Annotated in this window: 13 protein-coding genes; 11 read left to right on the top strand and 2 right to left on the bottom strand. The window is 61.0% G+C overall.

What is annotated here, in order from left to right; all coding sequences use genetic code 11:
• Positions 1–13 precede the first annotated feature (13 nt).
• Positions 14–931: a transcriptional regulator MetR gene (gene metR, locus DK871_RS20015; RefSeq protein ID WP_003188924.1), complete on the bottom strand. Its 918-nt coding sequence runs from the start codon at positions 929–931 to the stop codon at positions 14–16.
• Between the two features lie 182 nt (positions 932–1,113).
• On the opposite strand from metR, the gene DK871_RS20010 reads away from it, so the two are divergent.
• The 5 genes from DK871_RS20010 to DK871_RS19990 all read left to right on the top strand — a co-directional run bounded on the left by DK871_RS20010 (position 1,114) and on the right by DK871_RS19990 (position 5,280).
• The gene (locus DK871_RS20010) at positions 1,114–2,133 is read left to right on the top strand and encodes an alpha/beta fold hydrolase (protein WP_161906388.1); all 1,020 of its coding nucleotides are present in this window, start codon (positions 1,114–1,116) and stop codon (positions 2,131–2,133) included.
• Between the two features lie 54 nt (positions 2,134–2,187).
• Entirely contained in the window at positions 2,188–2,841 is a 654-nt protein-coding gene (locus tag DK871_RS20005; protein WP_003188927.1) for a DsbA family oxidoreductase, read from the top strand.
• A 740-nt stretch (positions 2,842–3,581) separates the two neighbouring features.
• Positions 3,582–4,502 carry an arginase gene (locus DK871_RS20000; protein ID WP_161906387.1) on the top strand — a complete coding sequence of 307 codons (921 nt, stop codon included), beginning with the start codon at positions 3,582–3,584 and terminating at the stop codon, positions 4,500–4,502.
• On the top strand, positions 4,499–4,879 hold the full coding sequence (locus tag DK871_RS19995) for an EamA family transporter (protein ID WP_161906386.1): 381 nt from the start codon (positions 4,499–4,501) through the stop codon (positions 4,877–4,879). Before DK871_RS20000 ends, DK871_RS19995 begins: the two co-directional genes overlap by 4 nt.
• The gene (locus DK871_RS19990; protein WP_161906385.1) at positions 4,876–5,280 is read left to right on the top strand and encodes a transporter; all 405 of its coding nucleotides are present in this window, start codon (positions 4,876–4,878) and stop codon (positions 5,278–5,280) included. Before DK871_RS19995 ends, DK871_RS19990 begins: the two co-directional genes overlap by 4 nt.
• A 145-nt stretch (positions 5,281–5,425) precedes the next feature.
• Here DK871_RS19990 and DK871_RS19985 read toward each other — a convergent pair whose 3' ends face one another.
• Positions 5,426–6,196, bottom strand: a complete 771-nt coding sequence (locus DK871_RS19985) for a MipA/OmpV family protein (RefSeq protein WP_161906384.1) — start codon at positions 6,194–6,196, stop codon at positions 5,426–5,428.
• A 240-nt stretch (positions 6,197–6,436) separates the two neighbouring features.
• Between DK871_RS19985 and DK871_RS19980 the strand changes: the two genes are divergently transcribed.
• From DK871_RS19980 to DK871_RS19955, 6 genes are all read left to right on the top strand, one after another.
• Positions 6,437–7,141, top strand: coding sequence for an MtnX-like HAD-IB family phosphatase (locus DK871_RS19980; RefSeq protein ID WP_161906383.1), 705 nt, complete (start codon positions 6,437–6,439; stop codon positions 7,139–7,141).
• A complete protein-coding gene (locus tag DK871_RS19975; RefSeq protein ID WP_161906382.1) occupies positions 7,134–8,528 on the top strand; it encodes an aspartate aminotransferase family protein in 1,395 nt (464 codons plus the stop codon). The genes DK871_RS19980 and DK871_RS19975 overlap by 8 nt, the downstream gene beginning before the upstream one ends.
• Positions 8,525–9,373 carry a carboxylesterase gene (locus tag DK871_RS19970; RefSeq protein WP_161906381.1) on the top strand — a complete coding sequence of 283 codons (849 nt, stop codon included), beginning with the start codon at positions 8,525–8,527 and terminating at the stop codon, positions 9,371–9,373. The genes DK871_RS19975 and DK871_RS19970 overlap by 4 nt, the downstream gene beginning before the upstream one ends.
• Positions 9,374–9,510: 137 nt before the next feature.
• On the top strand, positions 9,511–10,635 hold the full coding sequence (locus tag DK871_RS19965) for a GNAT family N-acetyltransferase (protein ID WP_161906380.1): 1,125 nt from the start codon (positions 9,511–9,513) through the stop codon (positions 10,633–10,635).
• The gene (locus DK871_RS19960; RefSeq protein ID WP_161906379.1) at positions 10,635–12,413 is read left to right on the top strand and encodes a HAMP domain-containing sensor histidine kinase; all 1,779 of its coding nucleotides are present in this window, start codon (positions 10,635–10,637) and stop codon (positions 12,411–12,413) included. Before DK871_RS19965 ends, DK871_RS19960 begins: the two co-directional genes overlap by 1 nt.
• Positions 12,403–13,800, top strand: a complete 1,398-nt coding sequence (locus DK871_RS19955) for a sigma-54 dependent transcriptional regulator (RefSeq protein WP_014717128.1) — start codon at positions 12,403–12,405, stop codon at positions 13,798–13,800. The genes DK871_RS19960 and DK871_RS19955 overlap by 11 nt, the downstream gene beginning before the upstream one ends.
• Positions 13,801–13,899 lie beyond the last annotated feature (99 nt).

Below are 13,899 nucleotides of genomic sequence, written 5' to 3'. Positions count from 1 at the left end.
AGCTGTTCCCCGCTCAACGCACCGCGCTGACGCCATCCAGCGTGGAGAACGAGGTGTCCTTGGCCGTCAGCAAAAAGTCGCGCATGTAAGGCGCATCCAGCATGTCGGCACGAATGCCCGCATACAAGGTGGCGAACAACCCCTTCTCGCCCAACCGCTTGGCCTTCACATACCCGCGCGAGCTGTATTCATGCAGCGCCCAGTGGGGCATGCCACACACCCCACGGCCGCTGGCCACCAGTTGCATCATCATCACCGTCAGCTCCGAGGTCCGTACCTGGGCCGGTTCGACGTCGGCCGGTTCAAGGAAACGGGTGAAGATGTCCAGGCGGTCACGCTCCACCGGGTAGGTGATCAGGGTTTCGGTCAGCAGGTCTTCCGGCACGATGTAGGACTTGTTCGCCAGTGCGTGCTGGTTGGCCACCGCCAGCATGGCTTCGTAGGTGAACAGCGGCACGTAGGTGATGCCCGGCAGTTCCAGCGGGTCGGAGGTCACCACCAGGTCCAGGTCGCCACGGGCCAAGGCCGGCAGCGGCGCGAAGGCAAAGCCCGAGGCCAGGTCCAACTCGACTTCCGGCCAGGCATCGCGGAACTGGTCGATGGTCGGCATCAGCCACTGGAAACAACTGTGGCATTCGATCGCCATGTGCAAGCGCCCGGCGGTGCCGCCGGCCAGGCGCGCAATATCGCGCTCGGCACCGCGCAACAACGGCAGGGTGGCGTCGGCCAATTGCAGCAGGCGCAGGCCAGCGCTGGTGAAGCGCACCGGTTTGGTCTTGCGCACGAAAAGCGGCATGCCCAGGCGCTCTTCCAGTTCTTTGAACTGATGGGAGAGGGCGGACTGGGTCAAGTGCAGGCGTTCGGCGGCTTCCACCAGGCTGTCGGCTTCGCGCAAGGCGTGCAGGGTTTTCAAATGACGGATTTCGAGCACAGGCGCTCCATGAATATAATTTGCGACGAAAACGGATTGCTTGATTTTGTCTCATGTTGTGGGGCGTGTCGACCACGACCACTGGGCACTCTTCATCAAACTGTCATCGAACTGTGGCAGCGCGCTTGAACAAACTTCATCAGACTCGCGCTCTACTGGGGTTCTGCGTTTTGGTGTTTTTCATGCGTGCGTTGTTTTTAGTGGCCGCTCTCCTGTTCGGCCTGCCGTCCTTTGCGGCTTCTCGATGTGATGTCAATGTCCCGACCCAAACGGTCGACCTGGCTCAGGTGAGCATCGCCTATCAAAGTATCGGCCGTGCGTCCGACCCTGCGTTGCTGCTGGTGATGGGCCTGGGCGGGCAGTTGATTCACTGGCCGGATGAAGTGGTGGTTGCGCTGTGCGAACAAGGCTTTCGGGTGATTCGCTACGACAATCGCGACGTCGGCCTGTCGACTTGGCGGCAGGCGCCGGCGAGCGCCAACCTGACTTTCGAAGTGCTGCGCTACAAGCTCGGCCTGCCGGTGGCCGCGCCCTATACCTTGACCGACATGGCCGACGACGCTCTGGGTTTGATGGACGCGCTGCAGGTGCAGCAATTTCACGTACTCGGCGCGAGCATGGGCGGCATGATCGCCCAGCACCTGGCAGCCATGGCGCCGCAGCGCGTGGAAAGCCTGACCCTGATCATGACCAGCTCCGGCGCCGAGGGCCTGCCCGCGCCGAATGCGGCGCTGGTGCAATTGCTGTCGCGGCGCAGCGCGCCCAACCGTGAGGTGGCGCTGGAGCAACAGGCGGATTTGCTCGCGGCGTTGGGCAGCCCGGATATCAAGGACGATCGCCAGGCGTTGCTGCACCAGGCGGCGGTGTCCTATGACCGCGCCTTCAACCCCGAAGGCGTGAAGCGCCAGATCATGGCGATCCTGGCCGAGCCAAGTCGTGTGCCCTTGCTCAACCAACTGCGCGTGCCTGCGCTGGTGGTGCATGGCACCGCCGACCCCTTGCTGCCGGTGATGCACGGCGTGCACCTGGCCGCGCATATCCAGGGCAGCCAGTTGAAATTGATTCCCGGCCTGGCCCACCGTTTTCAGGAAGCGTTCAAGACGCCCTTGTTGGCGGCGGTGTTGCCCTACCTGCAAGCCCATCGCCAGGATGCCGCGCACTGGGCGCAGATCGATTTGAGCGAGCCTTCGAAGGTGCTGTGAAGGTGGTGTATCGTGCAACCTTTATGCGCATGATTGCCCGCGAGGTTGCCCACCATGAGTACTCCCCTGAAAATCGATTTCGTCAGCGACGTATCCTGCCCCTGGTGCATCATCGGCCTGCGCGGCTTGACCGAAGCCCTCGACCAGCTCGGCAGCGAGGTGCAGGCCGAGATTCATTTTCAACCGTTCGAACTGAACCCGAACATGCCCGCCGAAGGTCAGAACATCGTCGAGCACATCACCGAAAAGTACGGCTCCACGGCTGAAGAGTCCCAGGCTAATCGTGCGCGTATCCGTGACATGGGCGCCGCGTTGGGCTTTGCGTTCCGTACCGATGGTCAGAGCCGTATCTACAACACCTTTGACGCGCACCGTCTGTTGCACTGGGCCGGGTTGGAAGGTTTGCAGTACAACCTCAAGGAAGCGCTGTTCAAGGCGTATTTCAGCGATGGCCAGGACCCTTCCGACCACGCGACCTTGGCGATCATCGCCGAAAGTGTCGGCCTGGACCTTGCGCGCGCCGCCGAGATTCTTGCTAGCGATGAATACGCCGCCGAGGTCCGCGAGCAGGAGCAGCTGTGGGTTTCCCGTGGGGTGAGTTCGGTGCCGACCATTGTCTTCAATGACCAATATGCGGTGAGCGGTGGGCAACCGGCTGAAGCCTTCGTCGGTGCGATTCGCCAGATCATCAACGAATCGAAATCCTGAGGCCGAGCACGGAGCAAAATGTGGGAGCTGGCTGTCAGTTGCAAATGAGGTGGCTGACACACCGCCATCGCAGGATAGGTATCTACACAACTTTGGTGTGCTGGGCCTGTGGCGAGGGAGCTTGCTCCCGTGACGGCCTGGCAGCCGGCGCCTATCTACCTGGCACCCCGCGATCCAAATGTGGGAGCTGGCTTGCCTGCGAAGGCGGCCTGGCAGTCAACACAGTTGGACCGGGTACATATCCGTTATTTCGGTAACGGCCGCTTAAGGTTCCGCCCTGACGGCGTCTTACTTTTGAAAAGCGCAAAAGTAAGCAAAACGCTCTTGCCCCACCACTCGGCACCTCGCTTAGGCTCGGTGTGCCCGTAATCCGCCAGTGATTTGGGGGGCCGCCGCCACGCGCCATCCATGGCGCGGGGCGGCTAAACCGGCATCCCTGCCGGTTTACCCCCCAAATCACTGTCGAATTCCGGCCAGCGTGGTTTAACGGGGCGCTTAAGATCAAAAGCAGATCAAGAGCAGATCAAGAACAGATCAAGAGCGGCTCGCTTCGCATCGTGGTTAGCGTCTGCTGTTGCAACGCGCAAAGTTGTGTAGATACCTATGGCCATCGCAGGCAAGCCAGCTCCCACATTTGATCTGTGTGGGCGTTAAGAGAAACGCTGGCCCATCCCTTGCATTACCCCCCTAAAGCCCAACCGGCCTGCGGTTGGGCGCTGCCATTAGGGGTGAAACTTACCTTGAACATTCTTGACCTTGACCACAGCCTCACCGGCCAGGCACCGATTGCCCGGCGGTTGGCCAGCGGTCGGGCCACGCGCCTGGACCTGCTGGACCTGGGCCCGAAATTGCGTTTGTGGTCCACCGAAAAAACCTGGAAGCGTTTCGTTGAGCGCCTGGCCCAGCGGCCCCGGCCCCGTGATGCGCGCCCGGAACTCCTGTTTGTCGGCTCCGGCGATTATCACCACCTCACGCCGGCCTTTTTGGCCGACCTCAAAGAGCCTGTCAGCCTGATCCACTTCGACAACCACCCCGACTGGGTGCGTTTTGCGCCCAAGCGGCACTGCGGTTCGTGGGTCAACCGGGCGTTGAAGATGCCGGCGATCCAACGCATCGTCACCCTCGGCCCGTGCAGCGATGACCTGCATAACCCGCAACTGCGCGGCGGCAACCTCGGCGCCCTCAAGCGCGGGCGTTTGCAGTTGTTTCCCTGGCAGCATCCGCCATCCAAGGTCTGGGGCCGGGTCGGTGACGGCGCGGGCCACCAGCAACAGGAAAACCATCTGCACTGGCGCAACCTGGCGGACCTGGATTGGGCAGCCTTCCTCGATCAGATGATTGCCAGCCTGCCCACCGAAGCGATCTGGATCACCATCGACAAAGATGTACTCGCCAGTGAAGACGCCGCCACCAACTGGGATCAGGGCGGCATGCGCCTGACCCATTTGCTCCAGGCCCTGCGGGCATTGGCGGCGGGTAAACGCATCATCGGCATCGACGTCTGCGGTGAGTTCGCCACGCCGGCATTCAGCAACGCGTTCAAGCGCTGGGAAGCCAAGTCCGACCAGCCGCCACCGGAGCGCTGGAGCCCGCAAGACTTGCAGCGTAACGCCGCAACCAATGAAGCCTTGATCGACCTGTTTGAGGAGCTGTTCCCGTGACCCTGACCGTGGTGTTGTTACTGGCGTTTTCCATCGTCCTGGATGTGATTGGCCAGCTGTGTTTCAAACTGGGCGTGGACCGTTTGCCGCAACTCGATGGCGGTTTTCGCCTGCGTGCCTTTTGGGGCCAGGTGTTCAATGCGCCGCTGCTGTGGGCCGGCGTCGGCGCCTATGTGATTGAGTTTTTTGTCTGGCTCGAAGCGCTGTCCCGTGCGCCCTTGAGTCTGCTGTTTCCGCTGGCGGCGTTGGCCTATTGCCTGGTGGTGTTGGCGGGCAGGGTGGTGCTCAAGGAAGCCGTCAGCCGACGTCGCTGGCTGGGCACGTTGGTGATCATGTTGGGTGTGATGTTGGTAGCAATCGCGGGGAACCAGGCATGACAACGCAAACACTCAATACCGGCTGGCTGCATGGGCGGCTTGGCACCCTGGTGCTGTGGGCACTGCTGATCGCCACCGAAAGCGCCGGGCAGTTATTCACCAAGGTGGCCGGCGATCAGTTGGGGCCGATGGACTTCAGTTGGCAATGGCTGGCCGACGTGGCGCGCAACCCAGGAATTCTGGCGGCGATTGCCAGCTATCTCGGGGCGTTTTTTGTGTGGATGCTGATTTTGCGGCGTAGCAGCTTGTCCCTGGCGTTTCCGCTGAGTTCGCTGGTGTTTGTGGCCGTACTGCTGGGTTCTTGGCTGGGGCTGGGGGAGCACATCAGCGCGTTGCATTGGGTGGGCGTGGTGGTGATTATCGGTGGTATCGCGCTGTTGGCTGAAGGTGAAGAACACTGAAGTTAGTGCTATGAAACACAAGCCCAATGTGGGAGCGGGCTTGCTCGCGAATGCGGTGGATCAACTAAGTATTAGCTGACTGACACACTGCTTTCGCGAGCAAGCCCGCTCCCACATTTTGCTCCCGGTTTTGCTTCCGGGTAATTCAGTCGAAGGTGTAGCTGATCGCCGTCTGCACCTGGCCCTGATTCACCTGGCCAGCCTCCTTGACGATGCTGCTCTTGGCCGCCGACCCCACCAGGTGTACCCAGCTGGCGCTGGTCAGCAGTGACCAATGGGGCGCCAGGGGGAAGGAAAAACTTTGACTCAGCGTCACGTTCTGAAAGCCGCCACTCGCGTTATACGGCCGCAGGCCTGAAGCGACAGCTTCGTTGTTGTCCACGCCGAAGAAGGTATTGGTCTGGCGCGCATCGGCAAAATGCGCAACCAGGCCGCTGCTGCCGATAATCCCGCCACCCAAGGGGTAACCCAGTTCGCCGCCGATTTTACCCAGGGCGCCGCTCTGGGAATGCCCGCCGCCCACGGCCTGGCCCAATTGCGCGTAGACCCGCCAGAAATTGGCCGGGGCGTATTGGACGAAACCGCCCACTTCCGCCATGTCCGACACGTTGCGCAGGCCTTGCAACTCACCGTTGGAGGTGCGCCCCGAGAGGTAGTTGATATAGGGGCCAGCGGTAAGGCCGTGGGTGTCCAGCGCGCTCCAGGTGAGGCCGTCATCGGTGCTCAGGCTCACGTCGCCCCAATCCAGGTCCAGGTACGGCACCGGCCGGGTTTCGTAGCGGCTGCCGGTGGGGTCGTGGGGCTGATAGCTGAGGCCAGCACCTACGTCGCCCGTGATGCCCTCTGCCCATGCGGCACTGCAAAGGCCCCACCCTCCAAGTAAACCGGTGAATACAGCAGCAGTGAGCTTGGACATGGAGACGTTTCCTGAAAGTAGGCAGGCGCGCATGAACGCGCAAACCGGCGCGGCTGCGCAAGCACTCATGTTGTTTGTAGCAAGCTACAAAAATTGTAGCTCCTGCGACATATATCGCTGCGCATTTCGCGCCAACCCCCGGCCCTGCGGGTTTTGGCCAGTTGGCACAGTCCCTGCTCTATCCCTTGGCAAGCGCAGACAGCGCGCCCCTCCAAGGCCCTTTACCTGAAGGAAAGGCAGATGATCAACTGGCATATCGTGTGTGACTTCGACGGGACCATTACCCCCAGCGATGTCATCGACAACGTCCTCCAACGCTTCGCCGGCCCCGAGTGGGAAACCATTGAGCAGGAATGGCTGGATGGGCATATCGGTTCACGCGAATGCCTGAGCCGCCAACTGGCGCTGATCAAGGCCACCCCGGCTGAACTGCTGGCCTACTTCGACAGCGTCGAGATCGACCCGGATTTCCCGGACTTCGTCGATCATGTCATGGGCCTGGGTGCTTCCATCGAAGTGGTCAGCGACGGCATCGAGCAGGGCATTGCCCGCATCCTCTCGCGCAACTACGTGACCCTGTTGCCGATCCTCGCCAACCGCCTGCGCCAGGTCGACCAGGACAGCTGGCGCATCGACTTCCCGTATGCCAGCGATGCCTGCCGCGCCGCGTCCGGTAACTGCAAGTGCAAATCCACGCCGCGCAACAAGCGCGTGCTGGTGATCGGTGACGGCAAGTCCGACATGTGCGTGGCTTCCACCGCCGACTTCGTGTTCGCCAAAGGCAGCCTCGCCGACTACTGCGTCGCCCATCAGATTCCTCATGCGCGCTTCGACACCTTTGCGCAAGTGCCGGCGTTGCTGGCCAAGTTGCCACAAGGCCTCGCCGCCAACGCCACCACCTTCAACACCTCTTCTGACAAACAGGAACTCTTCCATCATGTCTGATATCCGTATCGCTACCGCCGAAGACCAGGTGCTTCTGGATAAAGAAGCCAAGTACTGCTCCTACGGCGACACTGTTCACTACATCGAGCCACCGCGGATTTTCAGTCGCTGCGAAGGCTCCTATGTGTGGGACACCGAAGACCAGGCCTACCTCGACCTTCAAATGTGGTACTCGGCTGTCAACTTCGGCTATGCCAACCCGCGCCTGAACAACGCGCTGAAAAAGCAGATCGACACGCTGCCGCAAATCGCCAGCCAGTACCTGCACAAAGGCAAGATCGAGCTGTCGGAAATGATCGCGGTCGACGCCAAGAACAAGTTCGGCCTCGATGGCCGTGTGCACTTCAACGTCGGCGGTTCGCAGTCCATCGAAGACTCCCTGAAAGTGGTGCGTAACGCCAGCAATGGCAAGAGCCTGATGTTCGCCTTCGAAGGCGGCTACCACGGCCGGACTCTCGGCGCCTCGTCGATCACCTCCAGCTTCCGCTATCGTCGTCGCTATGGTCACTTTGGCGAACGCGCCAACTTCATCCCATTCCCGTACCACTTCCGTGGTCCGAAGGGCATGACCAAGGAAGAATACGGCAGCCAATGCGTGCAGCAATTCGCTCGTCTGTTCGAGACTGAATACAACGGTGTCTGGGACCCGAAAACCAACCAGTGCGAATACGCGGCCTTCTACGTCGAGCCGATCCAGGGTACCGGCGGCTACGTGATCCCGCCGATGAATTTCTATCGCGAGCTCAAGCAGGTCCTGGACCAGCACGGCATCCTGATGGTGTCGGATGAAATCCAGATGGGCTTCTACCGCACCGGCAAGCTCTGGTCGATCGAACACTTCGACGTACAGCCGGACGTGATCGTGTTCGGCAAGGCGCTGACCAACGGCCTCAACCCACTGGGCGGCATCTGGGCCCGTGAAGAGTTGATCAACCCGAAGATCTTCCCGCCAGGTTCTACCCACTCCACTTTCGCCTCCAACCCATTGGGCACGGCGGTGGGCCTGGAAATGTTCAAGATGACCAGCGAAGTCGACTACGGCGCCATGGTCATGGCCAAGGGCAAATACTTCCTCGAAGGCCTGCAAGACTTGCAAAAACGCTTCCCGATCATCGGTGATGTGGACGGCCTGGGCCTGGCGCTGCGCTGCGAGATCTGCGGCCCGGATGGCTTCACCCCGGACAAGGCGACCCTGGACTACATGGTCGAAGAAGGCATGAAAGGCGACATGGTGGTAGATGGTCAGAAACTCGGGCTGATCCTCGACGTGGGCGGTTACTACAAGAACGTGATCACCCTGGCGCCGTCCCTGGAGATCAGCTACCCGGAAATCGACCTGGGCCTCAAGTTGCTCGAGCAATTGCTGGTGCGAGCGACCACGCGGTGAATGCTCAAGGGATCGACCTCGGTGAAGGCACTGCCGGTTTCGTTCTCGGTGATGGTCCGGTCGGGATCCTGTTGATCCACGGCCTGACCGGCACACCGACCGAGCTGCGCCAGGTCGCCAAGGGCCTGGCCAAGGCGGGCAACTGCACGGTGTATGTGCCCACGCTGGCCGGGCACTGCGGCGACAACAGCGACTTGCAAGCTACGGGGTGGCAGGACTGGTACGAAGGCGTGCGCAAGACCTTCGTACAGGTCAAGCAACGCCACGCCCAGGTGTTTGTCGGTGGCTTGTCCATGGGCGCGGTGATGTCGATGTATGTGGCGTCCGAACACCCCGGGCAAGTTGCCGGGTTGCTGATGTATTCCACCACCTTGAAGTACGACGGCTGGAGCATCAACAAACTGGCGTTTCTCACGCCCTTGCTGATGAAGATTCCGTTCGGCGTACACATCTGTAGCTTCGAAGAGAAGCCACCCTACGGCATCAAGAACGAGCGCCTGCGGGCCATCGTCGAGCGGCAGATGAAGGAAGGCGAAAGCAGCGAGGCGGGGTTGCTGACCATGGAAGGCATCACCGTGCGCGAGCTGCACCGCATGAACGCCGTGGTCAAGAAACGCATGCCGCAGATCAAGGTGCCGGCGCTGGTGCTGCACTCCATCGAGGACGACATCACCAGCCGCTGGAACGCTGACTACGTAGAGCGCCACCTCGGCGGGCCGGTGACCAAGATCCTGTTGGACAACTGCTACCACATGATCACCGTCGATTTGCAGTACCGGAGGGTGATCGAGTTGAGTGCCGGGTTTGTCGAGCAGCACGCAGTGCAACTCAATCGTGTGGCGTGATCCGCTTACTTGTAGGAGCGAGCTCGCTCGCGAAGGTCGTTAACGATAACGCGTACTCCCAGTTTGAACGCGGTGTCTGTTCGATTTTCGCGAGCAAGCTCGCTCCTACAGTAGAGCGGTGTTGATAAGGAAAAACTGTGATAACCACCCAAGCCTACCCGACCATCCGGGCTATCCAGCGCGATGCATGGAACGATTGTTTTCCCGGTGCCCTGGAGGATTGGGACTATTACCTGGCCGTGGAAAACGCCGCGATCGATGACTTCCAGTGGCGTTACCTGGCGGTCTTTGAGGATCAAACGCTGGTGGCCGTAGCCGCCGCGTTCATCACCCATTATCGTCTCGACACCACCGTGTCGGGGGCCGGCAAGCGCTTGACCGAGCGCCTGGAGCGGCTGTGGCCGGGGGCTCTGCAACTGGCCTTGTACGCCATCGGTTCGCCGGTGGCTGAACGCTGTGATGCCGGTGTCGCCAGCCATGTGCCCGAATCCCGGCGCCCGTTGCTGTTGCAGCAGTTACTGGCGGCTGCGCGCAGCGATGCCGATGCGCTCGGTATCGGCTTGCTGGCGGTCAAGGATGCGCCCACCAACGACCCGCATTGGGCCCAGAGCTGCCTTGCCGCAGGTTTTCAAAGCATGCCCAGCTTGCCCACGGGGGTGCTGCCGCTGCCCTACGGCTCGGTGGATGCCTACCTCGGCTCGCTGGGTAAATCCACGCGCAAGGATCTGCGCCGCAAACTGCGCGCACCAGGGCCGCGGGTCGAGTGGAGGCGCAATATCGACGACGTGCTGCCCGAGGTCATGCGCCTGTATGAAGCCACACTTGCGCGCGCAGACTTGCAGTTCGAACGCCTGCCCGCCGGTTACTTCACGGGCGTGCTCGAACACCTTCACGAGCGGGCGGTCTGTGTTCTGTACTGGGTGGATGAGCGCCTGGTGGCGTTCAACCTGATCCTGCTGGATGAGCATCGGCTGGTGGATAAGTTCTTTGGCCATGACCTGGCGTTCAGCCGCGAGTACAACCTGTACTTCCGTAGCTGGCTGACCAATGTCGACTACTGTATTCAACACGATATTGCTGTGTACGAGTGCGGCCAGGCCGGGTATGCCAGTAAACTGCGTTTGGGCTGTGAGTTCGAGGGCAACAGCCTGTTCTTCCGCCACCGCAACCGGCTGATCAACGGCCTGCTCACGCTTGTAAAACTGTTTATTCGACCGGATCGTTCCGACCCTGCCATGGCTGCTGCGATAAGCGAAACCTGATGATTACCAAGACCCGCCAGAAAGCCCGCCCCTTTGCCATTTCGCGTTGGAGCGTCCAGCGCAAGCTGGTACTGGCGTTCTGGCTGGTCAGCGTGATTCCCACCATGATCGCGGCTGAACTGGCCGCCACAACGCTGTCGCAGATTTTCGACAGCAACGTGCGGATCTGGCTGCAAGAGTCGACCAAGATCGTCAAGGATGAAATCGGCGACATCCTTCACGACAACGCGCGCATGGCCAAGCTGTTCCTGCGCTACACCAGCCCGCCGTCATCCAAAAATGCCGAGAAGCACGACCGGCTCACCGCCGACATTGCCGATGCCACCGATATCGACGTGGTCGCGCTGATTCGCACCAGCGACCGTAAAGTGATGTTCAGCACGGCCGCCGATGACATCGTCAGGCAGATCAGCCTCACCAGCAACGCGGTGCTGCAAACCGTGCAAGTCGCCGGCGTGAGCACGGGCCTGGTGGTGTCCACCTTCGAAACCAGCCGTGACGGCGTGGATTACCTATTGCTGGTCGCCACCTACCTGGACAGCAGTTTCCTCACCAGCGTGGCCGATGTGCATTCCCTCGACCTGCGTCTGTATCTGGCCAACCCTGCAGGTTTCTCCGAGATATTTTCCACCCAGCGTTTCGCCAATCACCCCTCGCGCATCCCCAAGAATGTCGAGGCGTACCTGCGCAGTACCAAGCAGCCCAGCGAGCAGTTCACTAACCAGTACAGCGGTTTGTATTGGCCGATTTTCAATGACGCCGGCGAGTTGCAAGGCGTGATCTTCAGCGGCCTGCTACGCCATACCAGCCTGGTGGGGTTGGTGAACCAGAGCAACCTGTTTGTGCTGATCTTCCTGGTCAGCTCGGCGCTGTCATTGGCGGCCGGGTTGTTGGTATCGCGGCGTCTGACCAAGCCCCTGCGCGATTTGTCCCAGGGCGTGGATGCGGTGATCTCGGGCAGTTACGCGCACCGTGTGGTGGTCAGTGGCGGTGACGAACTGGCGCAATTGAGCAGCACCTTCAACCACATGACCGAACGCCTGGGCGAGTTGCATCATCTGGAAGCCCAACTGCGTCGGCGTGACCGCTTGCATGCCCTGGGTGAAGTCGCCATGGGCCTGGCCCACGAAATTCGCAACCCATTGGGCATCATCAAGACCGCTACCCAGCTGTTACATCGGCGCGCCGACCTGGCGGAAACCGACAAGCGTCACCTGGAATATGTCATCAGCGAAGTCAGCCGCATCAACGAGCTGATTACCGAGTTTCTCGATTTCGCCAAGCCCAACCCGCCGATACGCGTGCAGCAACCGGCACGCGCCCTGGTGGAAGAAATCCTCGGTTTCTGCGGCCCGGAGCTGAGTAGCCATCGCATTGATGCGCAAATCGACGACCAGGCGCCTGGCGCGACGATCTACGCCGATGCCAAGCAGCTCAAACAGGCCTGTCTCAACCTGATTCTCAACGCCATCGATGCGATGCCCGACGGCGGGCGCCTGACCCTGGGCATTCGCAGTGTGGGCGATAACACCGTGATCAGCATCGCCGATACCGGCGAGGGCATCCCGGCGGACATGGTGGAGCGCATCTTCACGCCATTCGTCACCACCAAGGCCTCGGGCACAGGCTTGGGCCTGGCCAAAGTCTATTCGATCATGGAAAGTCACGACGGCAGCATCGAATGCGCCAGTGAGAAAGATGCCGGCGCGACCTTCAGCCTGTACATTCCGGCTGACGGTGAAGACGACGGTGAAGATGAGGACGGGCATGACGCATAACGTATTGGTGGTCGACGACGAGCCCAAGCTCTGTGATCTGCTGACCCAGGCCTTGAGCCAGAACGGCATCCAAGTGTTCAGCGCGGGCAATGGCCTGCATGCGCTCAAGGTGTTGGGAGAGGAAGACATCGACCTGGTCATCAGCGACTGGCGCATGCCGGGCATGGACGGGCCGGCGTTGCTGGCCGAGATCAAGGTGCGTTATCCGACTTTGCCGGTGATCGTGATGACGGCCTATAGCACGGTGAAAAACGCCGTGCAGTCGATGCGTAACGGCGCCTATGACTACATTGCCAAGCCGTTCGACATCGACGAGCTGGACATCACCGTGGCCAAGGCCCTGCAATTTCGCGACATCATGCGCGACAACGCGCGCATGCGTGCCGAGCTGGACGAGCATGCGCAGTTCGACAGCCTGGTGGGCGACAGCCCGGCGTTTCGCCAGGTGCTCCAGGCGGTGGACTCAGTGCGCGACAGCAACGCCACCATCCTGCTGACCGGCGAAAGCGGCACTGGCAAGGAAATGGTCGCCCGCGCCATCCACAAGCATGGCAGCCGTGCCGATCAACCCTTCGTGGCGGTCAATTGCGCGGCTATCCCTGAAGGCTTGCTGGAAAGCGAAATGTTCGGCCATCGCAAAGGCGCGTTCACCGGCGCCGTGGCAGACCGGGTAGGGCGCTTCATGCAGGCCGACAAGGGCACGCTGTTTCTCGATGAAGTCGGTGATATGCCGCTGGCCTTGCAGGCCAAGATTCTGCGCGCCCTGCAGGAGCGGGTTATCGAGCCGGTAGGCGACCCCCGCGAGCGCAAGGTGGATGTACGGGTAATTGCCGCCACCAACAAGAACCTGCTGGATGCGGTGGCGGCCAAGGAATTTCGCGAAGACCTGTATTACCGCCTGAATGTCTTTCCGATTCCGTTGCCGTCCTTGCGCGAGCGCGTGGAAGACATCGCGCCCTTGGCACGCCACTTCGCCCATACCCTGAGCGCCACCACCGGCAAACGCATCACCGGTTTCAGCCCCGAGGCGTTGCAGGCTATGGCGGCGTATCACTGGCCGGGCAACATCCGCGAGCTGCAAAACTGCGTGGAGCGCGCAACCATCGTCGCGGCTTCATCGGTGATCGAGGATATTGATTTGCCGGGGTATCTGTTTGCTTCCAAACCGAGCGAGGGCGATGTGACCGCGATCCTCAGCGACGGGCCGGGCGTACCGCGGGATCTGGATGCGGCGCTGGCCGAGGTGGAGAAAGCCTACATTCTTGCAGCGTTGCAGGAGAGCAATGGGGTGCAGGCTGCGGCGGCGCAGCGGATCGGGATTTCCGAGAGGAGCTTCTGGTATCGCCTGAAGAAGCTGGGCATTCAGGTAGACAAGATCGTGCGCTGACACACTGTGATTAAACATGTTGTAGGAGCGAGCTTGCTCGCGAAAAACGTTAACGATGACGCGGGCTTCCTGAGTAAACGCGGCGCCTGTGAGTTTTTC

Source organism: Pseudomonas sp. L13 (genome assembly GCF_009935965.1).
GTDB classification, from domain to species: domain Bacteria; phylum Pseudomonadota; class Gammaproteobacteria; order Pseudomonadales; family Pseudomonadaceae; genus Aquipseudomonas; species Aquipseudomonas lactis.
The sequence above is the reverse complement of the archived record's forward strand: the minus strand, read 5'-3'. Positions and strand labels throughout refer to the sequence as shown.

Bases quoted from the DNA above. Each gene is read 5' to 3' on its own strand.
- DK871_RS20010 (WP_161906388.1), top strand. From the start codon at position 1,114: ATGCGTGCGTTGTTTTTAGTGGCCGCTCTCCTGTTCGGCCTGCCGTCC.
- DK871_RS19990 (WP_161906385.1), top strand. From the start codon at position 4,876: ATGACAACGCAAACACTCAATACCGGCTGGCTGCATGGGCGGCTTGGC.
- DK871_RS19955 (WP_014717128.1), top strand. From the start codon at position 12,403: ATGACGCATAACGTATTGGTGGTCGACGACGAGCCCAAGCTCTGTGAT.
- DK871_RS19975 (WP_161906382.1), top strand. From the start codon at position 7,134: ATGTCTGATATCCGTATCGCTACCGCCGAAGACCAGGTGCTTCTGGAT.
- DK871_RS20005 (WP_003188927.1), top strand. From the start codon at position 2,188: ATGAGTACTCCCCTGAAAATCGATTTCGTCAGCGACGTATCCTGCCCC.
- DK871_RS19980 (WP_161906383.1), top strand. From the start codon at position 6,437: ATGATCAACTGGCATATCGTGTGTGACTTCGACGGGACCATTACCCCC.
- DK871_RS19985 (WP_161906384.1), bottom strand. From the start codon at position 6,196: ATGTCCAAGCTCACTGCTGCTGTATTCACCGGTTTACTTGGAGGGTGG.
- DK871_RS19960 (WP_161906379.1), top strand. From the start codon at position 10,635: ATGATTACCAAGACCCGCCAGAAAGCCCGCCCCTTTGCCATTTCGCGT.